Raw genomic sequence first — 26041 nt, forward strand, 5'->3', positions numbered from 1 at the left:
CGATATGAGCACCGAGAACCTCCCCCAGAGCCCCGAGCAGCCGCCTCGCAAGCCGCGTGTGGCCGTCGTGTTCGGCGGGCGCAGCTCCGAACACGGGATCTCCGTGGTCACCGCCGGCGCCGTCCTCGCGGCCATCGACCGGACCAAGTACGACGTCCTGCCGATCGGCATCACCAGGGACGGCCGCTGGGCCCTCACCGCCGACGAACCGGAACGCATGGCGATCTCCGAGCGCCGTACGCCCGACGTCGAGGAACTGGCCGAGTCGGCCGAGGGCGCCGTGGTGCTGCCCGTCGACCCCGCCAACCGCGAAGTCGTTTACAGCGAACCCGGCGCGGTGCCCAAGGCGCTGGGCGAGGTCGACGTCGTCTTCCCCGTGCTGCACGGCCCGTACGGCGAGGACGGCACCCTCCAGGGACTCCTGGAGCTGTCCGGTGTGCCCTACGTCGGCGCGGGCGTGCTCGCCTCGGCCGTCGGCCAGGACAAGGAGTACATGAAGGCGGTGTTCGCCTCCTACGGGCTGAAGGTCGGCCCGTACGTGGTGATCCGGCCCCGCGAGTGGGAGCAGGACCGTTCCGGCGCCCGCGGGAAGATCGTCGACTTCGCCGGCGAGCACGGCTGGCCGCTGTTCGTGAAGCCCGCACGCGCGGGTTCCTCGATCGGCATCACCAAGGTCGACGACATGGCCGGACTCGACGAGGCGATCGAGGAGGCCCGGCGCCACGACCCGAAGATCCTGGTCGAGGCGACCCTGCGCGGCCGGGAGATCGAGTGCGGGGTGCTGGAGTTCGAGGACGGCCCCCGGGCCTCCGTCCCCGCCGAGATCCCGCCGCCCTCGGAGCACGCGTACTACGACTTCGAGGCCAAGTACATCGACTCCACCCCCGGCATCGTGCCCGCCCCGCTGACGCCCGAGGAGACCGCCGAAGTCCAGCGCCTCGCCGTCGCGGCGTTCGACGCGGCCTCCTGCGAGGGGCTGGTGCGCGCGGACTTCTTCCTCACCGAGGACGGCGAGTTCGTGATCAACGAGATCAACACCATGCCCGGATTCACGCCCATCTCCATGTACCCGCAGATGTGGCAGGCGAGCGGTGTCGGCTACCCGGAGCTGGTGGACCGGCTGGTCCAGGCGGCGCTGCGGCGCCCGACGGGGCTGCGCTGACGTCTGCCGCCCCGCTCACCTACAGAAGGCGACCCCCTCGGGGGTCGCCTTCTCGCAGTATGATCAGCGGGTTTCCCCGGCCCGCAGGCGGCAGCGTGTTGTCCGGGTTCCGCCACAGCTTCGTGACCGGGGCCCGGGCCGGGAACCGCCGCCGACCCGCTGTCGTCTGCTGAGGAGCAGCCGACGGCGGCGATCAACAGTACGAGAGCGAGCGGGCGGAAGGGGGGTCAGAGATGAACCACGGGGCAGGTCAGTGTGCGTGTGATGCCGTCCACCTGCTGGACCTTGGCGACCACCATGCGACCGAGTTCGTCGACGGTGTCGGACTGGGCGCGCACGATGACGTCGTAGGGTCCTGTCACGTCCTCGGCCGTGATCACCCCGGGGATCTTGCTGATCGTCTCGGCGACGGTCGACGCCTTGCCGACCTCCGTCTGGATCAGGATGTACGCCTGTACCACGGAACCTCCAGAGCGGCCACGAGGATCATGTGGGGAAAAGGAACGCCACGGTATCGCGTAGCCGCTCTCCGCGGGGAGACCCGTGGGCCGCGGGCCCCGCGCGCCGGGGTGGCGGAATGACACGAGTTGACGATCACGCCGACCGTGGCGACGGTCATTTCGACCGTAACGAGGACAGAGATGACGCGCGACCGGGCACGGACAGGGACAGAAGGGGAGCCAAGGCGATGAAGGGCACTGTTGGTGAGCTGGGGGAGTTCGGGCTCATCAGGGAGCTCACCTCCCGTCTCACCACCACCCCGGCGGTCCGGGTGGGACCCGGCGACGACGCCGCGGTGGTGGCCGCGCCCGACCGCCGGGTGGTGGCCAGCACCGACATTCTCGTGGAGGGGCGGCACTTCCGCCGGGACTGGTCCACCGCGTACGACGTGGGCCGCAAGGCCGCCGCGCAGAACCTCGCGGACATCGCCGCCATGGGCGCGGTGCCGACCGCGCTCCTGCTCGGCCTGGTCGTCCCCGCCGAACTGCCGGTGACCTGGCCGACCGAGCTGATGGACGGCCTGCGCGACGAGTGCCAGGTGGCCGGCGCCTCCGTGGTCGGCGGCGACGTGGTGCGCGGCGACACCATCACCGTCTCCATCACCGCGCTGGGCGACCTGCGCAACCAGGAGCCCGTCACCCGGGGCGGCGCCCAGCCCGGCGACCTCGTCGCGGTGACCGGCTGGCTGGGCTGGTCCGCCGCCGGGTTCGCCGTGCTGTCCCGCGGCTTCCGCTCGCCGCGCGCCTTCGTCGAGGCCCACCGGCGCCCCGAGCCCCCGTACCACGCGGGTCCGGCCGCGGCCGGGCTCGGCGCCACCGCCATGTGCGACGTGAGCGACGGGCTCATCGCCGACCTGGGGCACATCGCCGAGGCCAGCAAGGTCAGGATCGACGTCCGCTCCGGCCAGATCGACATCCCGTCCCAGATGAACGACATCGGGCAGGCCGTCGGTGTCGACCCCATGCAGTGGGTGCTCACCGGGGGAGAGGACCACGCGATCGTGGCGACCTTCCCGCCGGACGTGAAGCTGCCCGCCCGCTGGAAGGTCATCGGCGAGGTCCTCAACCCCTCCGCGCTGCCCCAGGTGACCGTCGACGGGGCCCCCTGGACCAGCAAGGGCGGCTGGGACCACTTCGGCGGGGAGGTCGAGGCATGAGGCCGCCCCTGGTGCTCACCGTGGCCGGCTCCGACTCCGGCGGCGGCGCCGGCATCCAGGCCGACCTGAAGACCATGCTCGCCCTCGGCACGCACGGCATGAGCGTGCTCACCGCGGTCACCGCGCAGAACTCCCTCGGCGTGCAGGGCGCCTGGGAGCTGCCCGTGGACGCGGTACGGGCCCAGTACCGCAGCGTCGTCGACGACATCGGCGTCCAGGCGGTCAAGACCGGGATGCTCGCCTCCGCGGAACTGGTGGAGACGGTCGCCGAATTGCTCGGCGGCACGGACGCCCCGGCCGTCGTCGACCCGGTCGGCGTCTCCAAGCACGGGGACGCGCTGCTCGCCGCCTCCGCCCTGGACTCGGTCCGCACCAAGCTGCTGCCGGTGGCCACCGTCGCCACCCCGAATCTCGACGAGGTCGCGCAACTGACCGGCGTACGCGTCGAGTCCGAGGGCGACCTGCGCCGGGCGGCCGCCGCCCTGCTGGAGTACGGGCCGCGCTGGGCGCTGATCAAGGGCGGCCACCTGCGCGGCGAGGCCGTGGACCTGCTCACCGACGGCTCCGAGGAGCACTGGCTGCGCGCCCCGCGCCTCGACAACCGGCACACGCACGGCACGGGCTGCACCCTCGCGTCGGCCATCGCGTGCGGCCTGGCGAAGGGGCGGTCGGTGCCGGATGCGGTGACCGGGGCGAAGGCATACGTCACCGGGGCGATCGGGGCCGGGTTCGCGCTCGGCGACGGGATCGGGCCGGTGGATCACGGCTGGGCGCTCGGGCGGGGCACCGCCTGAGCCGCGCGTGACCTACGAGTGTGACCTACGAACGTGGCCTGTGAGCACGGCAAAAAGCCGGTCCACCCGAGGTGGACCGGCTCCCTGCAGCGGACCAGGCAGTGGCCGCGCGCTCAGCTGACGCGTCAGCGCGAGACCTTGCCGGCCTTGATGCACGAGGTGCAAGCGTTCACGCGCTTCGGCGTCCCGCCCTCCACGGTACGCACGCGCTGGATGTTGGGGTTCCAGCGACGGGGCGTACGGCGGTGGGAGTGCGAGATGTTGTTGCCGAAGCCCGGCCCCTTGCCGCAGACGTCGCAGTTGGCAGCCACGGGTCACTCCAAAGACTTCAGATGCACTTACGGTTGATCCCGGCATGCCGGGATCAAGTTCTCGGACTCGACGGTCCGGGATCTGAGTGGCGGTGCCAGGGGGATGGCCCGATCGGGATCGGGCAACCGGAGCAGCATACAACGGCTGCTCCCGTACAACGAAACTACCACGGCAGCTCAGGGGCCCGCCCCGGCCCTCTTCCGCCGGGCACCCGCCCAAGGTCTACGCTGCCAGCCACGGCCGGCAGCTCAGGGAGGCACAGGTGGCGCAGGTGCCGCAGAGGTTCTTCGACGCTCTGGCGGTGCGTACCTGGTGCGGTCTGTCGCTGCGCGCGCTGGGACGGGCGCGCGAGGAGATCGACGCGATCAACGTCTATCCCGTCGCGGACGGGGACACCGGCACGAACCTCTATCTGACCCTCGAATCGGCCGTCGCGGCCGTGGAGGCCGTGTTCGCGGCGCACGAGCTGGACGACGGGGCGCCGGAGGCCGCCGACGGCCCCTCGCTGACGGAGACCGTCGGCGCGATGGCCCACGGAGCGCTGATCGGCGCGCGGGGCAACTCCGGGACGATCCTCGCGCAGCTGCTGCGCGGCATGGCCCAGGTGCTCACCGCGCGGAGTGAGTCCGCGCACACCGAGGGCCCCGGCCTGCGGCTGGCCCTGCGGAACGCGGCCGAGTCCGCCCGCCAGGCCGTGGCCCACCCGGTCGAGGGCACCGTCCTGACCGTCGCCTCCGCCGCCGCCGACGCGGCCGACGACGCGGAGGGCGACTGCGCGGAGGTGGCCCGCGCGGCCTACGAGGGTGCTCGCGCGGCGCTCGCCGCCACCCCGGCCCAGCTGCCGGTCCTGGAGCGCGCCGGAGTGGTCGACGCCGGCGGACACGGGCTCGTGACGGTCCTCGGGGCCCTGGTGGAGACGTTCACCGGGCGGGCGCCCGGCCCGGGAGTGGCCGCCGTCACGCACGCGCGCGTGGAGCCGCACGAGGGCGTCCCGCCGGAAGCGTCCCCGGCGCCGGGCGACGAGGCCCTCGCGGGGGAGTGCGCGGTGACCGAGGCCGACCGCCGCGACGAGCCCGCCTTCGAGGTGATCTACCTCCTGGAGGCCGAGGACGCGGCCGTCACGCGGCTGCGGCAGCGGCTCGACGCGCTCGGGGACTCGCTCGTCGTGGTCGGCGGCGACGGGCTGTGGAACGTCCACGTGCACGTCGACGACGCGGGCGCCGCCGTCGAGGCGGGCGTCGAGGCCGGGCGGCCCCACCGGATCCGTATCACCCACTTCGGGCACGGTGACGTCCACACCGCCGGGACCGGCCGCCCGCCCCGGGAACGGAGCCGCCGCGCCGTGGTGGCCGTGGTACCGGGGGAGGGGCTGGCCGGGCTGTACGCCGAGGCCGGCGCGACCACCCTGCTCGCCCGCCCCGGGGAGCCGCCCGCCAGCGGGGAGCTGGTCCAGGCCGTACGGAGGGCGCACGCGCACGAGGTCGTCCTGCTGCCCAACGACGCCGAGCTGCGCCACACCGCCGCCGCGGCCGCCGAGCAGGCCCGTGCCGAAGGCGTCAGGGTCGCCCTCATCCCCACCCGCTCCGCGGTCCAGGGCATCGCCGCGCTCGCCGTGCACGAACCCGAGCGGCGTTTCGACGAGGACGTGGTGGCGATGACCTCCGCGGCCGGCGCCACCCGCTACGCCGAGGTCACCGTCGCCGAACACCGGTCCTGGACCACGGCGGGCATCTGCCAGGCCGGTGACGTGCTCGGCCTCATCGACGGCGACGTGGCGGTCATCGGCGCGGACGTCACGGAGGTCGCGGCGACCGTCCTGGACCGGATGCTCTCGGCCGGCGGCGAGCTGGTCACCCTGGTCCTCGGCGACGAGGTGCCCGGGACCGTCACCGAACACCTGGAGGCCCGGGTCCGCGAGGCGTACCTCGCGGTCGACACCGTGGTCCACCGGGGCGGCCGGCAGGGGGCGCTGCTGCTGGTCGGCGTGGAGTAGTACGGCGCTTCCCGCGACCGTTGTCAGTGGCGTGGTGTGCAATGGATCTCGTGCCCGCACTGCGAGAACCCCTGAAGAAGGTCCTCGGCCCCGCCACCGCGAAGGTGATGGCCGAGCACCTCGGCCTGCACACCGTCGGCGACCTCCTCCACCACTACCCCCGCAGATACGAGGAGCGCGGCCAGCTCACCCACCTCGCCGACCTGCCCATGGACGAGCACGTCACGGTGGTGGCCCAGGTCGCCGACGCCCGGCTGCACACCTTCGCCTCGTCCAGGGCCCCGCGCGGCAAGGGGCAGCGCCTGGAGGTGACCATCACGGACGGCAGCGGCCGCCTCCAACTGGTCTTCTTCGGCAACGGCGTCCACAAGCCCCACAAGGAACTCCTGCCGGGCACCCGCGCGATGTTCGCGGGCAAGGTCTCCGTCTTCAACCGCCGCCTGCAACTGGCCCATCCTGCGTACGAGTTGCTGCGCGCCGACGATGGCGACGAAGCGAGCGAGAGCGTCGAGTCCTGGGCCGGCGCCCTCATCCCCCTCTACCCGGCCACCGCCAAACTGGAGTCCTGGAAGATCGGCAAGGCGATCCAGACGGTGCTGCCGAGCGCCCAGGAGGCCGTCGACCCGCTCCCCGGCTCCCTGCGCGAGGGCCGGGGCCTGGTCTCCCTGCCCGAGGCCCTCCTCAAGATCCACCGCCCGCACACCAAGGCCGACATCGAGGACGCCCGCGCCCGCCTGAAGTGGGACGAGGCCTTCGTCCTCCAGGTCGCGCTGGCCCGCCGCCGCCACGCCGAGACCCAACTCCCCGCCGTCCCCCGCAAACCCGCCCAGGACGGCCTGCTCACCGCCTTCGACGACCGCCTCCCCTTCACCCTCACCGACGGCCAGCAGAAGGTCTCCCGCGAAATCTTCGACGACCTCGCCACCGACCACCCGATGCACCGGCTGCTCCAGGGGGAGGTGGGCAGCGGGAAGACGATGGTGGCCCTGCGCGCCATGCTCGCCGTCGTCGACGCGGGTGGACAGGCCGTGATGCTCGCGCCCACCGAGGTGCTCGCGCAGCAGCATCACCGGTCGGTCGTCGAGATGATGGGGGAGCTGGCCGAGGGGGGAATGCTGGGCGGTGCCGAGCACGCCACCAAGGTGGTGCTGCTCACCGGGTCCATGGGCGCCGCCGCCCGGCGGCACGCCCTGCTCGACCTGGCCACCGGCGAGGCCGGCATCGTCATCGGCACGCACGCGCTGATCGAGGACAAGGTGCGGTTCCACGACCTCGGCCTGGTCGTCGTCGACGAACAGCACCGCTTCGGCGTCGAGCAGCGCGACGCCCTGCGCGGCAAGGGGAAGCAGCCCCCGCACCTGCTCGTCATGACCGCCACCCCGATCCCGCGCACCGTCGCCATGACCGTCTTCGGCGACCTGGAGACCTCGGTCCTGGACCAGCTCCCGGCCGGCCGGTCCCCGATCGCCAGCCACGTCGTCCCGGCCGCCGACAAGCCCCACTTCCTCTCCCGGGCCTGGGAAAGGGTCCGGGAGGAGGTGTCCAACGGCCACCAGGCGTACGTCGTCTGCCCGCGCATCGGCGACGAGGAGGACGACCCCGGCAAGAAGGGTGCCCCGCGGAAGTCGCCGGAGGACGACGCCGAGAAGCGGCCCCCGCTGGCCGTCATCGACATCGCCGAGCAGCTGGCGAAGGGCGCCCTGCAGGGCCTCAAGGTCGAGATCCTGCACGGCCGTATGCAGCCCGACGACAAGGACGCGGTCATGCGCCGCTTCGCCGCCGGGGAGACCGACGTGCTGGTCGCCACGACCGTCATCGAGGTCGGTGTCAACGTCCCCAACGCCACCGCGATGGTGATCATGGACGCGGACCGCTTCGGCGTCTCCCAGCTGCACCAGCTGCGCGGCCGGGTCGGTCGCGGCTCCGCCGCCGGTCTGTGCCTGCTGGTCACCGAGATGCCCGAAGCGAGCGCGGCCCGCCAGCGGCTGAACGCGGTCGCCGGCACCCTCGACGGCTTCGAGCTCTCCCGCATCGACCTCGAACAGCGCCGGGAGGGCGACGTCCTCGGCCAGGCCCAGTCCGGTGCCCGCACCTCCCTGCGGGTCCTCGCCGTCATCGAGGACGAGGAGATCATCGCGGAGGCACGACAGGAGGCCGCGGCCCTGGTGGCCACCGACCCGGAGCTGACCGGCCTGCCCGGACTGAAGACGGCGCTGGAGGCACTCTTGGACGAGCAGAGGGAGCAGTACCTGGAAAAGGGCTGAGCACCACCCACCCAGGGGCGCGTGGCTGTGCCGATGTGCGGCTCCGCCGCGTGGGCGCGACCAGCCACACTGAACGTAGAGTCGCTCACAACCAAGGACCACAGATGACCCGAGTGATCGCCGGCAAAGCCGGCGGACGCCGCCTCACCGTCCCGCAGGGAACCGGCACCCGCCCCACCTCCGACCGCGCACGCGAGGGACTCTTCTCCACGTGGCAGTCCCTGCTCGGCGGCCCGCTGGACGGGGAGCGCGTCCTCGACCTGTACGCCGGTTCCGGCGCCGTCGGCCTGGAGGCGCTGTCCCGGGGCGCGGGACACGTCCTGCTCGTCGAGGCCGACGCCCGCGCCGTCCGCACCGTCCGGGAGAACGTCAAGGCGCTCGGCCTGCCCGGCGCCGAGGTCCGGGCGGGCAAGGCGGAGCAGACCATCCGCACCCCCGCCCCCGGGGAGCCTTACGACATCGTCTTCCTGGACCCGCCGTACGCCGTCTCGGACGACGATCTTCGGGAGATCCTGCTCACACTCCGTACGGAAGGCTGGCTCGCCGGGGAAGCGCTCGTCACCGTGGAGCGCAGCACCAGAGGCGGGGAATTCGGCTGGCCGGACGGCTTCGAGGCGATCCGTGCCCGCCGCTACGGCGAGGGAACGTTTTGGTACGGTCGCGCCGCCTCTACGTGCGAAGACGCACGATGACCGGACCGGAGAGCGAGGGAATTCAAGTGCGCCGTGCCGTCTGTCCCGGGTCGTTCGACCCGATCACCAACGGACACCTCGACATCATCGCCCGGGCCTCCAGCCTCTACGACGAGGTCTACGTCGCCGTGATGATCAACCAGGCGAAGAAGGGCCTGTTCGAGATCGAGGAGCGGATCGACCTCATCCGCCAGGTCACCGCCGAGTACGGCAACGTGCGTGTGGAGTCCTTCCACGGCCTCCTCGTCGACTTCTGCAAGCAGCGCGACATCCCGGCCATCGTCAAGGGCCTGCGCGCGGTCAGCGACTTCGACTACGAACTGCAGATGGCCCAGATGAACAACGGCCTCTCGGGCGTGGAGACCCTCTTCATCCCCACCAACCCCACCTACAGCTTCCTGTCGTCCTCGCTGGTCAAGGAGGTCGCGACCTGGGGCGGCGACGTGTCCCACCTGGTGCCGCCGCTGGTGCTCGACGTCCTCTCCGAGCGCCTGAAGAAGCGCTGAACCGCCCGCCGTACCGCCTCCGGAGACTGACAATCCGTCACCCGGTGTCCCGGGGACACCCCAGGGTCGTACAGTCGTCCCGTCCGTCTCCAACACAGCTGTAGAGAGTGGCGAGCACACGGTGGACGTCCAGAAGAAGCTCGACGAGATCACTGCGATGGTCTCCGGGGCCCGCGCCATGCCCATGTCGGCCTCGTGCGTGGTCAACCGCGCGGAACTGCTCGCCACGCTGGAGGAGCTGCGCGCCGAGCTGCCCGGCTCGCTCGCCCAGGCCCAGGAACTGCTCGGCGGCCGGGAGCAGATGGTCGCCCAGGCCCGCCAGGAGGCCGACCGGATCATCGAGACCGCGCACGCCGAGCGGGGCTCCCTGATCGCCGACACCGAGGTCGCCCGCCGCTCCCAGGCGGAGGCCGACCGGATCCTCGCCGAGGCCCGCCAGGAGGCCGAGGAGGTCCGCGCCGAGGCCGACGACTACGTCGACTCCAAGCTCGCCAACTTCGAGGTCGTCCTCACCAAGACCCTCGGCTCGGTGGGCCGCGGCCGCGAGAAGCTGCTCGGCACCGGACCCGGCCTCGACGAGAACGGCTACGAGGACGAGGACGCCCCCGAGCGCAGCCACGACCCGGAGACCCTGCGCCGCGACGCCGACACCTACGTCGACACCAAGCTCGGCGCCTTCGAGGCGGTGCTGGCCAAGACCCTGGAGGCGGTCGGCCGGGGCCGCCAGAAGCTGCACGGCCGGATCGCCACCGACGACCTCGGCGCCCTCGCCGACGACTCCACCACCGTCCAGCACTCCAGCGACGCCGACTACCTGGCCGGCCTCGCGGCCCTGTCGGACGCCCCCGCCGAGCGGCCCCGCCAGCCCGAGTACGGCGAGCCGCAGCCGACCGCGGCCCAGATCCCGGCCCAGGCCGTGCCGGACATGCCCGCGCAGGAGCCGGCCTACGGCTACGCGCAGCAGCAGCCCGACCCGTACGCCGCCTACCAGCAGGCCTACGGCGCCGGTCAGGACCCGTACGGCTACCAGCAGCAGGCCGGCGACCCGTATGCCTACCAGGGCTACGACGCCCAGCAGCAGCCCTACGACCCCCAGCACGGCTACGCCCAGCCCCAGCAGCCCCAGCAGCCCCAGCAGGTCCAGCCGCAGGCGCTCGACGAGACCAGCCTCTTCGACACCAGCATGATCAGCGCCGAACAGCTGCGGGCCTACGAGCAGGGCCGCGGAGTCTAGGGCCGTCCCACGGGCCCCGCAGGTCCGGATTGGGCCGTGAGCGAATGGTCCAGTATCCTGGCTCTTCGGTCGCGCGTACGTCCGCGATCGCCGCTGCCCTGGAAACACCGGAGGGCGGCATCCCCGAGCTACGAAGACCGAAAGCAGGAATGGTTCTGAACGCGCGCCTCGACCACCGCGACCCCCTCGTGTTCGACACACACGAGCTGGGACGGCGGCCCGGTGCGCTCCAGCGCCTGACCCGCACGGTCGACGCTCCCAAGGACTTCGGTGTCCAGGGAGTCATCGGAGTGCCGGAAGGCGCGCCGGTGGAACTCGATCTCCGACTCGAGTCGGTCATGGAAGGGGTGCTCGTCACAGGCACCGCCCGTGCCACGGCCGAGGGGGAGTGCGTAAGGTGTCTGGAGCCGCTTGAGCAGCAGCTCGTAGCGGACTTCCAGGAGTTGTTCTCGTACCCTGACGCCGACGACCGGGGCCGCCCTGCGGCGGAACCGGGCGACGACGCCGAGGACGACGAGGACAGGCTCTTCATCGAGGACGGTCTGATCGGCCTCGAACCCGTGCTGCGCGACGCGGTGGTGCTCGCACTGCCGATGCAGCCGGTGTGCCGGGAAGACTGCCCGGGTCTGTGCTCCGAGTGCGGAGCACGCCTGGCGGACGACCCGGACCACCACCACGACGCCGTCGACATCCGTTGGGCGGCTTTGCAGGGACTCGCCGGTTCACTCGAAGACGGCGAGAAGGACGAGATGAGCGGCGACGCGCCAGGATCCGCGGACGCCGCCGAGAAGCAGGAGAAGTAGCCGTGGCTGTTCCGAAGCGGAAGATGTCGCGCAGCAACACGCGCCACCGCCGGTCGCAGTGGAAGGCTGCGGTCCCCACCCTGGTTGCGTGCGAGCGCTGCCACGAGCCCAAGCAGCAGCACATCGCGTGCCCGTCTTGCGGCACTTACAACAAGCGCCAGGTCCTCGAGGTCTGAGCGGCTGGTGAGAGGCACTGTGTCAGTCCCCAAGAAGGCGGAAGACGCCAAGGCGGACCCACCCGCCAAGAAGAAGGCGGACACCCAGGCCTCGTCCCACACGCTTCTGGAAGGGCGGCTCGGCTACCAGCTCGAGTCCGCCCTTCTGGTGCGTGCACTGACCCACCGTTCCTACGCGTACGAGAACGGCGGTCTGCCGACGAACGAGCGGCTGGAGTTCCTCGGTGACTCCGTCCTCGGCCTCGTCGTCACGGACACGCTGTACCGCACCCACCCCGACCTGCCCGAAGGCCAGCTGGCCAAGCTGCGGGCCGCGGTGGTCAACTCGCGTGCGCTGGCGGAGGTGGGCCGCGGGCTCGAACTGGGCTCCTTCATCCGGCTCGGCCGCGGTGAAGAGGGCACGGGCGGCCGGGACAAGGCGTCCATCCTCGCCGACACCCTCGAAGCGGTGATCGGCGCGGTCTATCTCGACCAGGGCCTCGACGCGGCCTCCGAACTGGTGCACCGCCTGTTCGACCCGCTGATCGAGAAGTCCTCCAACCTCGGTGCCGGCCTGGACTGGAAGACCAGCCTCCAGGAACTCACCGCGACCGAAGGGCTCGGTGTCCCCGAGTACCTGGTCACGGAGACCGGCCCCGACCACGAGAAGACCTTCACTGCTGCCGCCCGCGTCGGAGGCGTCTCGTACGGCACCGGCACCGGCCGCAGCAAGAAGGAGGCGGAGCAGCAGGCCGCGGAATCCGCGTGGCGGTCCATCCGGGCCGCGGCGGACGAGCGTGCCAAGGCGACGGCGAACGCCGTCGACGTGGACCCCGACGAGGCGTCCGCCTCCGCCTGACCATCCACCGCACGGCCCGAACGCCCGCCCCACCTCCGGGGCGGGCGTTCGGCTCGTCGTCCGACCACCGGCCCGGTCCGCCGGCCCGCCCGAGGGGATCCCATGCCCGAGTTGCCCGAGGTGGAGGTCGTCCGGCGCGGCCTGGAGCGCTGGGTCGCCCATCGCACCGTCGCCGACGCCGAGGTACTGCACCCGCGCGCCGTACGCCGGCACATCGCCGGCCCCGACGACTTCGCCCACCGGCTGAAGGGGCACCGCTTCGGCACCGCCGCCCGGCGCGGCAAGTACCTGTGGCTGCCGCTGGCGGACACCGGTCAGGCGGTCCTGGCCCACCTCGGCATGAGCGGCCAGTTGCTGGTCCAGCCGCACGAGGCACCGGCCGAGAAGCACCTGCGCATCCGCGTCCGCTTCGCCGACGACCTCTCCACAGAACTCCGCTTCGTCGACCAGCGCACCTTCGGCGGCCTGTCGCTGCACGACACGTCCCCCGACGGCCTGCCCGACGTCATCGCGCACATCGCCCGCGACCCGCTGGACCCACTCTTCGACGACGAGGCCTTCCACCTCGCCCTGCGCCGCAAGCGCACCACGATCAAACGGGCCCTGCTCGACCAGTCCCTGATCAGCGGCGTCGGCAACATCTACGCCGACGAGGCGCTGTGGCGCTCCCGGCTGCACTACGAACGCCCCACGGCCACCTTCACCCGCCCCCGCACCGCGGAACTCCTCGGTCACGTCCGGGACGTGATGAACGCGGCCCTCGCCGTGGGCGGGACCAGCTTCGACAGCCTGTACGTCAACGTCAACGGCGAGTCCGGCTACTTCGACCGCTCGCTCGACGCGTACGGCCGCGAGGGCCTGCCCTGCCGCCGCTGCGCCACACCCATGCGCCGCCGGCCCTGGATGAACCGCTCCAGCTATTTCTGCCCGAAGTGCCAGCGCCCGCCCCGGGTCACGCCGTAGGCATCCGCCGCGTGTCGTAGCGCTCGCGCGACGCCAGCACCTCGTCCATCCGCCCCTCCAGGCACTGGATGAGCGCGATCAGCCGCTGCGCCACCTCGCGGCCCGACGCCGTGAGTTCGTAGTCCACGCGGGGCGGGTTGGTGTGCTGCGCCTCGCGGTGCACCAGACCGTCGCGCTCCAGCGCGTGCAGGGTCTGGGCGAGCATCTTCTCGCTGACGCCGTCGACACGGCGGCGCAGCTCGTTGAACCGGAAAGAACCCTCGTACAGCGCGCCGAGCGTCAGCGCACCCCAGCGCCCGGTGACGTGCTCCAGCGTGCCGCGCGAGGGACAGCCCCGGGCGAACACGTCGTACGCCGGCTCCTGCTCAGCCGCGCACTCCTGCGTGGTCGACATGCACCAAGCGTACGTGAGCACAGCGCTGTCCCGCAGAGTGCGCTGCGTGGGGGAGAGTGGGGGCGGTGGCGGGTCAGTAGCCGAAGTTCTGCGTCCACCACGGTCCGCCGGAGCCGAAGTGGACTCCGACGCCGAGGGTCTGGAAGTCGCAGTTCAGTATGTTGGCGCGGTGGCCGGGGCTGTCCATCCAGGCGTCCATCACGGCCTGGGCGTCGCTCTGGCCGCGGGCTATGTTCTCGCCGCCGAGGTTGCTGATGCCGGCCGCCGCCGCCCGGTCCCACGGGGTCGCGCCGCCCGGGTCGGTGTGGTCGAAGAAGCCCTCCGTGGCCATGGCCTTGCTGAAGTCCTCCGCCAGTTCGCGCAGGGCGCTGTTCGCGGCCACCGGGCTGCAGCCCACCTTGGCCCGCTCGTCGTTGACCAGCTTGAGCACCTGGGCCTCGGCGACGGACTCCTCCGACACGGCGGCCGGCGCGCTGGGCGGCGTGGGCTCCTTGGCGGCCGGGCGCGAGGGCGTGGGCTCCGGCTTGGCGCTCGGGGTCGTCTTCGGCTTCTTCGTCTTCGACGGGGTCTCGGCCGGGGCCGCCGGCTTCGAGGCCGAGGGGGAGGTCGAGGACGGTGCGGGAGACGGGGTGTCCTTGGACGACGCGGACCCGGAGGGCGACGACGGCGACGAGGACCGGTCGGTGCCGCGGCTCGTGGAGGTGTCGCCGCCGCGGCCGGTGTCGGCGCTGCCGGAGGTGCCGCCCTGCTCGCTCGGGCCGTTCGTCGGGGTGTCCTGGGCCTGCACCCGGTCGCCCCCACCGCCGCCGCCGCCGATGCGGTAGTTGTCGAGGCCGGGCACCGCGCCCGTGGCCACCGCCACGGTGCCGATGGCGACCGCGGCGGAGACACCGAGCAGCCCGGTGCGGACCGGGGTGGCGGCCTTCTTCCGGCGCCTGCGGTGGCCTCCCGCGGGCTGCGGGCCGCCCTCGGGGGCGTATCCGTCACTGGGGAAGGCGACCGTGCGGCCCGCCTGCGGGCCCTCGCCGTCGGGGTCGTCCGCGTACAGGTAGGCGTCGCTCCTGGCGCGGACCTCGGCGTACGCCTCGGGGTTCAGGTAGGGCGCGATCCCCATGGTCGGGTGGTCGCCCGCTTCCGGCGTCCGCGCGTCGCGTCCCGCCGTAGCGTCCGGCTGATGGTCCCCCGTGGCGCGGCCCGTGGCGGCGCGGCCGGCGGCGGAGCGTCGGTGGCGTCCCATGTCCTGGCCTTCCTCGTCCTCGCCGTCTCGGGCGACGCGTCCTCACGATCAACACCGAACTCACACCTTCGAGTGAGTTTCAGATGAGATTCATTGGACCGGGACGGTACCGCATGGCGCGAGGGGGTGAAGTGTCCGGCGGGACATTGACTGGTTAGGTTGCAGTCATGAGCGAGGATGTACGACTGGTCGCGTGGGTGCGCGGACAGGTCCAGGGCGTCGGTTTCCGCTGGTTCACGCGGGCCAGGGCGCTGGAACTCGGCGGCATGAGTGGTTTTGCTCTCAATCTGGCCGACGGCCGCGTCCAGGTCGTCGCCGAGGGCCCGCGGGAGCGCTGCGAAGGGCTCCTCGACTGGCTGCACGGCGACGACACGCCCGGACGCGTTGACGGCGTCACCGAGATCTGGGACACACCTCGCGGCGGCTACGACGGCTTCGCCATCCGCTGACACCGCGCCGTCCGAGACCTCCCGGGCGCCCGGTCCGACCCTCCCCGCAGGGGTGGCCGGAGCGAAAACGGGCAGGTGGTTGCCAAGGGACGGCCCGTCGTGGGAGGCTCCGCAACCAGAAAGATCGCCACGCCCCGAGGGGCCCGCAGGAGTCGCAGCGTCGCCGCTTCCCGGCCGCATGCCCCCGGACGCCCGTCGATACGGGGCGTGATCGTGTTGACCGTCAAACTTTTTGGTGAGACGCTGAAAGCCCCGCGCACCTTAGCTGTTTGGCATGGTTGAACGGCAGTAAAAACTCCAAAGTGCCAAGCACCGCGGGTGCGAATCCCTCACGACCCACACCGCTTCGGTCGGTCACTCATTGTGGAGGACCATCCATCATGGCAAAGGCGCTTCTCGGTTACGTCGGCGGCTCCGACCCTCGACTCCTCGCCGAGATGCGACGGCTCCAGCAGCGCGTCCAGGACCTGGAATCCGAGCTCGGACGAATCCAGGCGGAGAACGACGTGCTGGCGGCTGCCGCTTCTCACGAAAGGATCATGGAGAGCATGGAGAGCGTTGACGCACACCAGGCGGAGCCTGCGCTCACCTGATCACTGCATCGCTCCACGCACGGCACGCAGTGGTCGGGCCCGCCCGTACAACCGCTAGGTGTCAGAGTCTGCAAGGGACGCTTCGGCGTCCCTTCTTTCTTTCCTGCCCCCGTCTCAGCGCCCGAGTCCGACCGGACTTCCCTGTCCCGCGCATCCTTTCACCCTCTTCAACGTCTGATGTGCCCTGCACGTTCACCGGTGAAACCGCGGTGGTTCACCGGTTCATGGAGTGAGACACCCCCGAAAGGTAGAGTCCGGCGGCGTGCACCTGAAGGCCCTGACCCTGCGCGGGTTCAAATCGTTCGCCTCGGCGACCACGCTCCGGTTCGAGCCCGGCATCACCTGCGTCGTCGGACCGAACGGCTCGGGCAAGTCCAACGTCGTGGACGCGCTCAGCTGGGTCATGGGCGAACAGGGCGCCAAGTCGCTGCGCGGCGGCAAGATGGAGGACGTCATCTTCGCCGGCACCACCGGCCGCCCGCCGCTCGGCCGGGCCGAGGTGTCGCTGACCATCGACAACTCCGACGGGGCGCTGCCCATCGAGTACGCCGAGGTCACCATCACGCGGATCATGTTCCGCAACGGCGGCAGCGAGTACCAGATCAACGGAGACACCTGCCGCCTCCTGGACATCCAGGAACTCCTGTCCGACTCCGGCATCGGCCGGGAGATGCACGTCATCGTCGGTCAGGGCCAGCTCGACTCCGTGCTGCACGCCGACCCGATGGGCCGCCGCGCCTTCATCGAGGAGGCGGCCGGCGTCCTCAAGCACCGCAAGCGCAAGGAGAAGGCGCTCAGGAAGCTGGACGCGATGCAGGCCAACCTCGCGCGCGTGCAGGACCTCACCGACGAGTTGCGGCGCCAGCTCAAGCCGCTGGGCCGGCAGGCCGCGGTGGCGCGGCGGGCCGCCGTCATCCAGGCCGACCTGCGGGACGCGCGACTCAGGCTCCTCGCCGACGACCTGGTACGGCTGCGCGAGGCGCTCCAGGCCGAGATCGCCGACGAGGCCGCGCTCAAGGAGCGCAAGGAGGCCGCCGAACGGGAACTGGGCAAGGCCCTGCGCCGCGAGGCCGACCTGGAGGACGAGGTCCGCCGGCTGACCCCGCGCCTCCAGCGCGCCCAGCAGAACTGGTACGAGCTGTCCCAGCTCGCCGAGCGGGTGCGCGGCACCGTCTCGCTGGCCGAGGCGCGGGTGAAGAGCGCCACCTCCGCGCCTCCCGAGGAGCGCCGCGGCCGCGACCCGGAGGAGCTGGAGCGCGAGGCCGCCCGCGTCCGCGAGCAGGAGGCGGAACTCGAAGCGGCCCTGGAGGCGGCCGAGCACGCCCTGGAGGACACCGTCGCCCACCGCGCGGACCTCGAACGCGAGCTGGCCCAGGAGGAGCGCCGCCTCAAGGACGCCGCACGGGCGATCGCCGACCGCCGTGAGGGGCTGGCCCGGCTCAGCGGCCAGGTCGGTGCCGCACGTTCGCGCGCCGCCTCGGCGCAGGCCGAGATCGAGCGGCTGGCCGAGGCCAGGGACGAGTCCCGGGAACGGGCCGCCGCCGCGCAGGAGGAGTACGAGACGCTCCAGGCCGAGGTCGACGGCCTCGACGCCGACGACCAGGAACTCGCCGAGCGCCACGATGCCGCCAAGCGCGGGCTGGCCGAGGCGGAGGCCGCGCTCGGCGCCGCCCGGGAGGCGGCCACCGTGGCGGAACGCGAGCGCGCGGCCACGCGGGCCCGCCACGAGGCCCTGGCCCTCGGACTGCGCCGCAAGGACGGCACCGGTGCGGTGCTCGCCGCCAAGGACCGGCTCACCGGGCTGCTGGGCCCGGCCGCCGAGCTGCTCACCGTGACGCCCGGTCACGAGGTCGCCCTGGCCGCCGCCTTCGGCGCCGCCGCCGACGCCCTCGCGGTCACCTCCCCGGCGGCCGCCGCCGACGCCATCCGCCTGCTGCGCAAGCAGGACGCCGGCCGGGCCGCCCTGCTGCTGGCCGGCGGCCCCGACGACGTACCGGACGAACCTCGCGCCGACGGGGCGCCGTACGCCGCCGCCCTCGTCCGGGGCCCGTCGGACCTGATGCCCGCGGTGCGGCGGCTGCTGCGCGGGATCGTCGTCGTCGCCACCCTGGAGGACGCCGAGGACCTCGTCTACGCCCGCCCCGGGCTGACCGCCGTGACCGCCGACGGCGACCTGCTCGGTGCGCACTTCGCGCAGGGCGGGTCCGCCGGGGCGCCCAGCCTCCTGGAGGTGCAGGCGTCCGTGGACCGTGCCGCCGCCGAGCTGGAGGAGCTGGCCGTGCGGTGCGAGGAGCTGGCCGGGGCGCAGGACGCCGCGGTGGCACGGCGCCGGGAGTGCGCCGCGCTCGTCGAGGAGCTGGGGGAGCGGCGCCGGGCCGCCGACCGGGAGAAGTCGTCCGTCGCTCAGCAGCTGGGCCGGCTCGCGGGCCAGGCGCGGGGCGCCGCCGGTGAGGCCGAGCGGTCCGCGGCGGCGGCGGCGCGGGCGCAGGAGGCGCTGGACAAGGCGTTGCTGGACGTCGAGGAGCTGGCCGAGCGGTTGGCGGTGGCCGAGGAGATGCCGGTCGAGGAGGAGCCCGACACCTCCGCGCGCGACCGGCTCGCCGCCGACGGGGCCAACGCCCGCCAGACCGAGATGGAGGCCCGCCTCCAGGTCCGTACCCACGAGGAGCGGGTCAAGGGCCTCGCCGGACGGGCCGACTCCCTGGACCGGGCCGCCCGCGCCGAACGCGAGGCACGCGCGCGTGCCGAACAACGCCGGGCCCGGCTGCGGCACGAGGCGGCCGTCGCCGAGGCGGTCGCCGCCGGCGCCCGGCAACTGCTCGCCCACGTCGAGGTCTCGCTGACCCGCGCGGACGAGGAGCGCACCGTCGCCGAGGCGGCCAAGGCCCGGCGCGAGCAGGAACTGACCGCCGAGCGCACCGCGGGGCGCGACCTCAAGGCGGAGCTGGACAAGTTGACGGATTCGGTTCACCGCGGGGAGGTACTCGGCGCCGAGAAGCGGCTGCGCATCGAGCAGTTGGAGACCAAGGCGCTGGAGGAACTCGGTGTGGAACCGGCGGGGCTGGCGGCCGAGTACGGCCCCCATCAGCAGGTGCCGCCCTCGCCCCCCGCCGAGGGCGAGGAACTCCCGGAGGACCCCGAGCACCCGCGCAACCGTCCGCGCCCCTTCGTCCGTGCCGAGCAGGAGAAGCGCCTGAAGGCCGCCGAGCGCGCCTACCAGCAGCTGGGCAAGGTCAACCCGCTGGCCCTGGAGGAGTTCGCGGCGCTGGAGGAGCGGCACCAGTTCCTCAGCGAGCAGCTGGAGGACCTGAAGAAGACCCGAGCCGACCTGCTCCAGGTCGTCAAGGAGGTCGACGAACGCGTCGAGCAGGTCTTCACGGAGGCGTTCCGGGACACGGCCCGGGAGTTCGAGGGCGTCTTCAGCAGGCTGTTCCCGGGCGGTGACGGGCGGTTGATCCTGACCGACCCCGACAACATGCTGACCACGGGCGTGGACGTCGAGGCTCGGCCGCCGGGGAAGAAGGTCAAGCGGCTCTCGCTGCTCTCCGGCGGGGAGCGTTCGCTGACCGCGGTGGCGATGCTGGTGTCGATCTTCAAGGCGCGGCCCAGCCCGTTCTACGTCATGGACGAGGTCGAGGCGGCGCTCGACGACACCAATCTCCAGCGGCTGATCCGGATCATGCAGGAGTTGCAGGAGGCCTCGCAGCTGATCGTCATCACGCACCAGAAACGGACGATGGAGGTCGCCGACGCGCTGTACGGCGTGTCTATGCAAGGCGACGGTGTGTCGAAGGTCATCAGTCAGCGCCTGCGTCAGTCCTGACCTCAATTGCTTCAACTCTTGAACACGTAGCTCACTGAGGCATCTACAAACTCACAGCACTCGCCCTATTGACTTCGATACTTGAAGGCATAGTCTCTGCAACGTTGCTTTTACCTTCAGGTTCCTTTCAGGGGGTCCGAAGGCGATCCACCCCGGCAGCGTTGCCGGTAGCCCGAGGAGTACACGTGTCCCGCACACCGCAGGCAGCCAGTTCAGGAGCCAGGACGGCTCATCCCGAGCATCTCGGGCACGTCATCTTCATCGCGGCGGCGGCCGCGATGGGCGGTTTCCTCTTCGGCTACGACAGTTCCGTGATCAACGGTGCCGTCGAGGCCATCCGCGACCGCTACGACGTCGGCTCCGCGGTACTGGCCCAGGTCATCGCCGTCGCGCTGATCGGCTGTGCCATCGGCGCCGCCACCGCCGGCCGGATCGCGGACCGGATCGGCCGTATCCGCTGCATGCAGATCGCGGCGGTCCTCTTCACCGTCAGCGCCGTCGGCTCCGCGCTGCCCTTCGCGCTGTGGGACCTCGCCATGTGGCGGGTCATCGGCGGCTTCGCCATCGGCATGGCCTCCGTGATCGGCCCCGCCTACATCGCCGAGGTCTCCCCGCCCGCCTACCGGGGCCGGCTCGCCTCCTTCCAGCAGGCCGCGATCGTCTTCGGCATCGCGGTCTCGCAGCTGGTCAACTGGGGTCTGCTGAACGCCGCCGGCGGCGACCAGCGCGGTGAGCTGATGGGCCTGGAGGCCTGGCAGGTCATGCTCGGCATCATGGTCGTCCCGGCGATCGTCTACGGCCTGCTCTCCTTCGCCATCCCGGAGTCCCCGCGGTTCCTGGTCTCCGTCGGCAAGCACGAGCGCGCCAAGGAGATCCTCGAAGAGGTCGAGGGCAAGGACGTGGACTTCGACGCCCGCGTCGCCGAGATCGAGCACGCGATGCACCGCGAGGAGAAGTCCTCCTTCAAGGACCTGCTCGGCGGCAGCTTCTTCTTCAAGCCGATCGTCTGGATCGGTATCGGCCTGTCGGTCTTCCAGCAGTTCGTCGGCATCAACGTCGCGTTCTACTACTCGTCGACGCTGTGGCAGTCGGTCGGTGTCGACCCGACGCAGTCGTTCTTCTACTCGTTCACGACCTCGATCATCAACATCGTCGGCACCGTGATCGCGATGATCTTCGTGGACCGCGTCGGCCGCAAGCCGCTCGCCCTCATCGGCTCCGTCGGCATGGTGATCGGTCTGGCGCTGGAGGCCTGGGCCTTCTCCTTCGACCTGGTCGACGGCAAGCTCCCGGCCACCCAGGGCTGGGTCGCCCTGATCGCCGCCCACGTGTTCGTGCTCTTCTTCGCCCTGTCCTGGGGTGTCGTCGTCTGGGTCTTCCTCGGCGAGATGTTCCCGAACCGCATCCGCGCCGCCGCGCTGGGCGTGGCCGCCTCCGCGCAGTGGATCGCGAACTGGGCCATCACGGCGAGCTTCCCGTCGCTGGCCGACTGGAACCTGTCCGGCACGTACGTGATCTACACGATCTTCGCCGCGCTCTCCATCCCGTTCGTCCTGAAGTTCGTGAAGGAGACGAAGGGCAAGGCCCTGGAGGAGATGGGCTGACCGCCCGCCCCGAACCCGGGGAGAAGGGCCAAGTCCCCGCTGCCCCTCTCCCCGTACTGTCCGCCGCCCCCGGCCCGCGCATCCGCCCGGACCGGGGGCGGCGGTCTGTCGTGCCCCGATGGCCGTCGGGAACGAGCGGGCTCCCGGGGCGGGTACGGGGCCGTCGGTGTCGGCGCGTCCACGCCGTACGGCCGGGCGGAGGGACCGGCCACGGGCTCCTCGGGTGTGGCGGCCGTCGGCAGCGCCGGGGGAGACGACGGCGGCCCCTACGCCATGCGAGCCCGGCCGTGGTCGAGAACCGGCTCCCTGAGCATGGCGTCGGTGGGCATGGGCGCGGAAACGCCGGCGCCCCCCGCACCGCACGGTGCAGGGGGCGCGCGGATTCGTCCGCGGGTGGCGTCAGACGGTCACCGACACCGCCTGCTCGGCGGCGCGGTCGGCGGCCGTCGCCGGGACGACCACCGCAGGCTTCGGCAGTACGACGTACAGCAGGCCGGAGATGACGACCGTGGCGACCCAGCCCAGGCCGTACTCGCCGATGACGTTGTTCGCGGCGAGGGGGCCGGTGAACCAGTCGGAGGTGGTGAACATCAGGCCGGCGGCCAGGCCCACCGCCCACGCGGCGACGGCCGCGGGGGAGAAGCCGCCCCGGTACCAGTAGGCGCTGGTCCGGCCGGTGTCGGCCAGGGCCTCGCCGTCGTACTCCTTGCGGCGCAGCATGTCCGCGCCGAAGACGCCGACCCACGCGGAGAAGGCGACCGCGAGCAGCGACAGGAAGGCGATGAAGGAGCCCATGAAGCTGGTCGCCACCAGCATCAGCACACCGCCGAAGACCAGCGAGATCACCGCGTTGACCGAGACCGCCCAGTGGCGCGGGACGGTGAAGCCAAGGGTCTGGGCCGTGAAGCCGGCCGAGTACATGGACATCGAGTTGATCAGCAGCATGCCGATCAGCGCGATGATCAGGTACGGCACCGCGATCCAGGTCGGCAGGATCTCGCCGAGGAAGGAGACCGGGTCGGCGGCCGAGGCCAGGTCCGGCGTGGAGACGGCCATGATCATGCCCATCAGCACCATGGGCAGGACGACGATGCCGGCCCCGCCGACGGTCACGCCCACGATCCCCTTCGAGGACGCCGTCCGCGGCAGGTAGCGCGTGAAGTCCGGGGCGGACGGGATCCAGCTGACGCCGCCGGCCGCGATCAGACCGACGCCGGTGATCATCGCGGCCACCGAACCGGCGGACCGGTCGAAGACCGCGGACCAGTCGGTGTCGACGACCAGGTAGCCGAGGACCAGCACAGAGAAGGCACCGAAGAGGTACGTCGCGTACTTGTTGCACTTCTGGACCGCGTTGATCCCCAGCCCCGAGATCGCGAACGTCGCCACGACGAAGGCGAGCAGCGTCACCATGTCCAGCACGCTGTTGGCCTGTACGCCGAACACGATGTCCAGCACGGTGAGCACCGCGTACGCCCCGGTCACCGCGTTGATCGTCTCCCAGCCCCAGCGGGCGACCCAGATCAGCGAACCCGGCAGCAGGTTGCCCCGCTGGCCGAACACGGCCCGCGACAGCGCCATGCCCGGAGCCCCGCCGCGCTTCCCTGCGATGCCGATCAGCCCGACCAGGCCGTACGACACGACCGGCGCCGCGGCCGCGACGACCAGCGCCTGCCAGAAGTTGAGCCGGTACGCAACGACGAGGCTCGCGCCCATCGTGAGCAGCAGCACGCTGATGTTGGCGCCGACCCAGGTCGGGAACAGCTCACGGATCCGGGCGGTGCGCTCGTGGTCGGGCACCTGCTCGATGCCACGGGTTTCCAGGGCGCCTTCGTTCTCGGCGGTCTTGCTCATGTGGGGGGTCCGTGCCTCGATCGTGGGAGAAGAGGGGGCGGTCGGGACTCTACGCGCGTTGACGCAGCCTCCTCCATCGTACTTTGATCCGACTCCTGCCCTCCAGGGGCCTTTGTCCTTTGGAGGAAGTGACGAGGGGGGTGTCCTCGGAGTCCATGGCTGATACTGGACGCGTTATGGAAATCGTCATCCTTGCTGTAGTCATCGCCGTGGTCGTGATCGGCGCGCTCGGCGGGCTGCTCGTGGGCTCGCGTCGCAAGAAGCAGCTGCCTCCGCCGCCGCCCGCCACGCCCGACATCACCGCCCCTCCGGCCGAGCCGCACGTCGGCGACGAGGCCGAGACGCCGCGCGACGAAACGCGCCGGACGATAGAGGAGGTCGACCTCCCGGACGGCGGCACCGCCACCGTCGAGGAGCCGCCCGTCGCCGAAGAGCTCGAGATCCCGCAGATCGAGGTTCCCGAGCCCACCGCCGGCCGACTGGTCCGGCTCCGTGCCCGCCTCTCCCGCTCGCAGAACGCCCTCGGCAAGGGCCTGCTCACCCTGCTCTCGCGGGAGCACCTCGACGACGACACCTGGGAGGAGATCGAGGACACCCTGCTCACCGCCGACGTGGGCGTGCAGCCCACCCAGGAGCTGGTCGAGCGGCTGCGCGAGCGGGTGAAGGTGCTCGGCACCCGCACCCACGACGAGCTGCGCGCCCTGCTGCGCGAGGAGCTGATCAACCTCGTCGGCCCCGACATGGACCGCGAGGTCAAGACCGAGCCGCCGAACAGCAAGCCCGGCATCGTGATGGTCGTCGGCGTCAACGGCACCGGCAAGACCACCACCACCGGCAAGCTCGCCCGCGTCCTGGTCGCCGACGGCCGCAGCGTCGTCCTCGGCGCCGCCGACACCTTCCGGGCCGCCGCCGCGGACCAGCTCCAGACCTGGGGCGAGCGGGTCGGCGCGCACACCGTGCGTGGCCCGGAGGCCGGTGACCCGGCCTCCGTCGCCTTCGACGCGGTCAAGGAGGGCAAGGAGATGGGCTCGGACGTCGTGCTCATCGACACCGCCGGCCGCCTGCACACCAAGACCGGCCTCATGGACGAGCTGGGCAAGGTCAAGCGCGTTGTGGAGAAGCACGCCCCGCTGGACGAGGTGCTGCTCGTACTCGACGCCACCACCGGCCAGAACGGTCTGATCCAGGCCCGGGTCTTCGCCGAGGTCGTCGACATCACCGGCATCGTGCTCACCAAGCTGGACGGCACGGCCAAGGGCGGCATCGTGGTGGCCGTGCAGCGCGAGCTGGGCGTGCCGGTCAAGCTGATCGGGCTCGGCGAGGGTGCGGACGACCTGGCGCCGTTCGATCCCGCCGCCTTCGTGGACGCCCTCATCGGGGAGTGACCTCCCGCGCGACGCGACGAACCAGAGCGGACTCGGACGCACGTGAGCGCCCGCTCCCCGGGATCATCCCGGGGAGGTGGGCGCTTCGTCGTATCGGGCGTGGGCTGGTCGCCGCAGGGCGCGCGCTCGCGCGGTCGTAGACGGGCCGGGCACGCAGTGTCGGGCAGGCCGGTCGCATCGCCGTACGGGCCTTCGTGCCGCGTCGCCTACCGGCCTACGTGCAGAGCCGCCTCGCGGGCCTCTGTGAAGAACCGCCTCACGGGCCTTCGCGCAGGGTCGCCGTACGGGCCTTCACGCAAGGTCGCCGCACGGCCTCCGCGCCGGAGCGGCGGGCCGCCTATGCCCGCGAGCGGTGGGCCACGTACGCCAGCGTCCCCAGCAGCAGACGGGCCGCCGGCGGTTTGGTGGCCGAGTCGAGGTCCGGGTGGCGCAGCCAGCGCACCGGGCCCCGGCCGCCGCGGTCGGAGGGCGGGGCCGTGATGTACGTACCGGAACCGAGGCCGCGCAGGTCGAGGGCGGACGGGTCGTCCCAGCCCAGCCGGTAGAGCAGCCGGGGCAGTTCGGCGGCGGCGCCCGGGGCGACGAAGAAGTGGGCGTGGCCCTCGGGGGTCGCCGCGACCGGACCGAGCGGGAGGCCCATGCGCTCCAGCCGGGTCAGCGCCCGCAGTCCGGCGGCCTCGGCGACCTCGATCACGTCGAAGCTCCGCCCGACCGGCAGCATCACCGCGGCACCCGGGAACTGGGCCCAGGCCTCGCTCGCTCCGTCCAGGGTCGCCCCGGCCGGCACCCGGGGGGCGAAGTCCAGCGGATGCGCGCCCGGTGCCGGGCAGTCGGACCGCCCGCACGAGCAGGCCCCCGCCGCGGCCCGGGCGCCGGGCACCACGTCCCAGCCCCAGAGTCCGGTGAACTCGGCCACGACGGTGCACTCGACGGCGCGGCCCCGTCGGCGCGCGCCGGACCGGGTCTCGCGCATGCCCCGACTGCTGCCGATGCCGATCGTGAAGCCCATGCCCCCTCCAACGGGTCCGACGCAGCGGCGGTTACGCAGCGGACGTGAAACGTGACTCTCTGCTTCCAACTCCCCAGTGCGGCGCGGTTCAGACAGCGTCCGGAAGCACTCCGGGGTGGTGTGCCCGACGGCGCACGCCCCGGTGTGCACCCTTGCACCTACTCACGGTTGGCCTATGTCAAGTGAATCGCGTACCGGCCGGGGGGAGTTCATTCGAAGGGGTGGCGAATGGTGGCGATTCCGCAATCGCCATGGCTGGAAGAGTGATCGCGGGACTACTTTGTGTGCATGGAGCCGTG

22 protein-coding genes and 1 pseudogene are annotated in these 26041 nt (G+C 71.8%); 17 read left to right on the plus strand and 6 right to left on the minus strand.

Annotated elements, in window-relative coordinates:
* Positions 1–4 precede the first annotated feature (4 nt).
* Positions 5–1162, plus strand: a complete 1158-nt coding sequence (locus OIE75_RS26590) for a D-alanine--D-alanine ligase family protein (RefSeq protein WP_329472315.1) — start codon at positions 5–7, stop codon at positions 1160–1162.
* A 227-nt stretch (positions 1163–1389) separates the two neighbouring features.
* On the opposite strand, the gene OIE75_RS26600 is transcribed toward OIE75_RS26590, so the two are convergent.
* Positions 1390–1623, minus strand: coding sequence for an Lrp/AsnC ligand binding domain-containing protein (locus tag OIE75_RS26600; protein ID WP_122617661.1), 234 nt, complete (start codon positions 1621–1623; stop codon positions 1390–1392).
* 227 nt (positions 1624–1850) lie between these two features.
* Here OIE75_RS26600 and OIE75_RS26605 point away from each other — a divergent pair, with 227 nt between their 5' ends.
* Both OIE75_RS26605 and thiD read left to right on the plus strand, forming a co-directional pair.
* The gene (locus tag OIE75_RS26605; protein WP_064730013.1) at positions 1851–2819 is read left to right on the plus strand and encodes a thiamine-phosphate kinase; all 969 of its coding nucleotides are present in this window, start codon (positions 1851–1853) and stop codon (positions 2817–2819) included.
* A complete protein-coding gene (thiD, locus tag OIE75_RS26610) occupies positions 2816–3613 on the plus strand; it encodes a bifunctional hydroxymethylpyrimidine kinase/phosphomethylpyrimidine kinase (protein ID WP_329472316.1) in 798 nt (265 codons plus the stop codon). Before OIE75_RS26605 ends, thiD begins: the two co-directional genes overlap by 4 nt.
* Before the next feature lie 200 nt (positions 3614–3813).
* On the opposite strand, the pseudogene rpmB reads toward thiD, so the two are convergent.
* Positions 3814–3924, minus strand: a pseudogene (rpmB, locus tag OIE75_RS41480) (50S ribosomal protein L28); the annotation flags it as partial.
* A 263-nt stretch (positions 3925–4187) separates the two neighbouring features.
* Here rpmB and OIE75_RS26620 point away from each other — a divergent pair.
* From OIE75_RS26620 to mutM, 9 genes are all read left to right on the plus strand, one after another.
* Positions 4188–5918 (plus strand): DAK2 domain-containing protein, encoded by a 1731-nt coding sequence (locus OIE75_RS26620; protein ID WP_329472317.1) that lies wholly within the window; start codon positions 4188–4190, stop codon positions 5916–5918.
* 41 nt (positions 5919–5959) lie between these two features.
* A complete protein-coding gene (recG, locus tag OIE75_RS26625; RefSeq protein ID WP_329472318.1) occupies positions 5960–8182 on the plus strand; it encodes an ATP-dependent DNA helicase RecG in 2223 nt (740 codons plus the stop codon).
* A 104-nt stretch (positions 8183–8286) separates the two neighbouring features.
* Positions 8287–8874, plus strand: a complete 588-nt coding sequence (gene rsmD / locus OIE75_RS26630) for a 16S rRNA (guanine(966)-N(2))-methyltransferase RsmD (protein ID WP_307015294.1) — start codon at positions 8287–8289, stop codon at positions 8872–8874.
* 26 nt (positions 8875–8900) lie between these two features.
* Complete coding sequence (coaD, locus tag OIE75_RS26635) at positions 8901–9380, plus strand: pantetheine-phosphate adenylyltransferase (RefSeq protein WP_307015296.1); 480 nt, start codon at positions 8901–8903, stop codon at positions 9378–9380.
* 121 nt (positions 9381–9501) lie between these two features.
* Entirely contained in the window at positions 9502–10614 is a 1113-nt protein-coding gene (locus OIE75_RS26640) for a cell division initiation protein (protein ID WP_329472319.1), read from the plus strand.
* Between the two features lie 149 nt (positions 10615–10763).
* Positions 10764–11417, plus strand: a complete 654-nt coding sequence (locus OIE75_RS26645; protein WP_307015300.1) for a YceD family protein — start codon at positions 10764–10766, stop codon at positions 11415–11417.
* 2 nt (positions 11418–11419) lie between these two features.
* Positions 11420–11593 (plus strand): 50S ribosomal protein L32, encoded by a 174-nt coding sequence (gene rpmF / locus OIE75_RS26650; RefSeq protein WP_003951102.1) that lies wholly within the window; start codon positions 11420–11422, stop codon positions 11591–11593.
* A 7-nt stretch (positions 11594–11600) separates the two neighbouring features.
* Positions 11601–12431: a ribonuclease III gene (gene rnc, locus OIE75_RS26655; RefSeq protein ID WP_051783480.1), complete on the plus strand. Its 831-nt coding sequence runs from the start codon at positions 11601–11603 to the stop codon at positions 12429–12431.
* 102 nt (positions 12432–12533) lie between these two features.
* A complete protein-coding gene (gene mutM, locus OIE75_RS26660) occupies positions 12534–13394 on the plus strand; it encodes a bifunctional DNA-formamidopyrimidine glycosylase/DNA-(apurinic or apyrimidinic site) lyase (protein WP_122617669.1) in 861 nt (286 codons plus the stop codon).
* Here mutM and OIE75_RS26665 read toward each other — a convergent pair.
* Positions 13384–13788, minus strand: a complete 405-nt coding sequence (locus tag OIE75_RS26665) for a winged helix-turn-helix transcriptional regulator (RefSeq protein ID WP_307015304.1) — start codon at positions 13786–13788, stop codon at positions 13384–13386. The genes mutM and OIE75_RS26665 overlap by 11 nt on opposite strands.
* A gap of 73 nt (positions 13789–13861) precedes the next feature.
* A complete protein-coding gene (locus OIE75_RS26670; RefSeq protein ID WP_329472320.1) occupies positions 13862–15025 on the minus strand; it encodes a CAP domain-containing protein in 1164 nt (387 codons plus the stop codon).
* 167 nt (positions 15026–15192) lie between these two features.
* On the opposite strand from OIE75_RS26670, the gene OIE75_RS26675 reads away from it, so the two are divergent.
* From OIE75_RS26675 to OIE75_RS26690, 4 genes are all read left to right on the plus strand, one after another.
* The gene (locus tag OIE75_RS26675; protein WP_125491686.1) at positions 15193–15474 is read left to right on the plus strand and encodes an acylphosphatase; all 282 of its coding nucleotides are present in this window, start codon (positions 15193–15195) and stop codon (positions 15472–15474) included.
* A 380-nt stretch (positions 15475–15854) separates the two neighbouring features.
* Entirely contained in the window at positions 15855–16067 is a 213-nt protein-coding gene (locus OIE75_RS26680) for a hypothetical protein (RefSeq protein WP_329472321.1), read from the plus strand.
* 262 nt (positions 16068–16329) lie between these two features.
* Positions 16330–19890 carry a chromosome segregation protein SMC gene (gene smc / locus OIE75_RS26685; RefSeq protein WP_329472322.1) on the plus strand — a complete coding sequence of 1187 codons (3561 nt, stop codon included), beginning with the start codon at positions 16330–16332 and terminating at the stop codon, positions 19888–19890.
* Between the two features lie 185 nt (positions 19891–20075).
* A complete protein-coding gene (locus OIE75_RS26690) occupies positions 20076–21494 on the plus strand; it encodes a sugar porter family MFS transporter (protein ID WP_307015312.1) in 1419 nt (472 codons plus the stop codon).
* Between the two features lie 399 nt (positions 21495–21893).
* Here OIE75_RS26690 and OIE75_RS26695 read toward each other — a convergent pair whose 3' ends face one another.
* Positions 21894–23348, minus strand: coding sequence for a cytosine permease (locus OIE75_RS26695; RefSeq protein WP_329472323.1), 1455 nt, complete (start codon positions 23346–23348; stop codon positions 21894–21896).
* A 176-nt stretch (positions 23349–23524) separates the two neighbouring features.
* Here OIE75_RS26695 and ftsY point away from each other — a divergent pair, with 176 nt between their 5' ends.
* Entirely contained in the window at positions 23525–24733 is a 1209-nt protein-coding gene (ftsY, locus tag OIE75_RS26700; RefSeq protein ID WP_307015315.1) for a signal recognition particle-docking protein FtsY, read from the plus strand.
* A gap of 337 nt (positions 24734–25070) precedes the next feature.
* Here ftsY and OIE75_RS26705 read toward each other — a convergent pair whose 3' ends face one another.
* A complete protein-coding gene (locus tag OIE75_RS26705; protein WP_329472324.1) occupies positions 25071–25742 on the minus strand; it encodes a bifunctional DNA primase/polymerase in 672 nt (223 codons plus the stop codon).
* Positions 25743–26041 lie beyond the last annotated feature (299 nt).

Origin of the sequence: Streptomyces sp. NBC_01723, from assembly GCF_036246005.1 — a bacterium.
Classification (GTDB): domain Bacteria; phylum Actinomycetota; class Actinomycetes; order Streptomycetales; family Streptomycetaceae; genus Streptomyces.

Bases quoted from the DNA above. Each gene is read 5' to 3' on its own strand.
- OIE75_RS26590 (WP_329472315.1), top strand. From the start codon at position 5: ATGAGCACCGAGAACCTCCCCCAGAGCCCCGAGCAGCCGCCTCGCAAG.
- OIE75_RS26605 (WP_064730013.1), top strand. From the start codon at position 1,851: ATGAAGGGCACTGTTGGTGAGCTGGGGGAGTTCGGGCTCATCAGGGAG.
- thiD (WP_329472316.1), top strand. From the start codon at position 2,816: ATGAGGCCGCCCCTGGTGCTCACCGTGGCCGGCTCCGACTCCGGCGGC.
- recG (WP_329472318.1), top strand. From the start codon at position 5,960: ATGGATCTCGTGCCCGCACTGCGAGAACCCCTGAAGAAGGTCCTCGGC.
- rsmD (WP_307015294.1), top strand. From the start codon at position 8,287: ATGACCCGAGTGATCGCCGGCAAAGCCGGCGGACGCCGCCTCACCGTC.
- OIE75_RS26645 (WP_307015300.1), top strand. From the start codon at position 10,764: ATGGTTCTGAACGCGCGCCTCGACCACCGCGACCCCCTCGTGTTCGAC.
- mutM (WP_122617669.1), top strand. From the start codon at position 12,534: ATGCCCGAGTTGCCCGAGGTGGAGGTCGTCCGGCGCGGCCTGGAGCGC.
- OIE75_RS26665 (WP_307015304.1), bottom strand. From the start codon at position 13,788: ATGTCGACCACGCAGGAGTGCGCGGCTGAGCAGGAGCCGGCGTACGAC.
- OIE75_RS26670 (WP_329472320.1), bottom strand. From the start codon at position 15,025: ATGGGACGCCACCGACGCTCCGCCGCCGGCCGCGCCGCCACGGGCCGC.
- OIE75_RS26675 (WP_125491686.1), top strand. From the start codon at position 15,193: ATGAGCGAGGATGTACGACTGGTCGCGTGGGTGCGCGGACAGGTCCAG.
- OIE75_RS26680 (WP_329472321.1), top strand. From the start codon at position 15,855: ATGGCAAAGGCGCTTCTCGGTTACGTCGGCGGCTCCGACCCTCGACTC.
- OIE75_RS26695 (WP_329472323.1), bottom strand. From the start codon at position 23,348: ATGAGCAAGACCGCCGAGAACGAAGGCGCCCTGGAAACCCGTGGCATC.
- ftsY (WP_307015315.1), top strand. From the start codon at position 23,525: ATGGAAATCGTCATCCTTGCTGTAGTCATCGCCGTGGTCGTGATCGGC.
- OIE75_RS26705 (WP_329472324.1), bottom strand. From the start codon at position 25,742: ATGGGCTTCACGATCGGCATCGGCAGCAGTCGGGGCATGCGCGAGACC.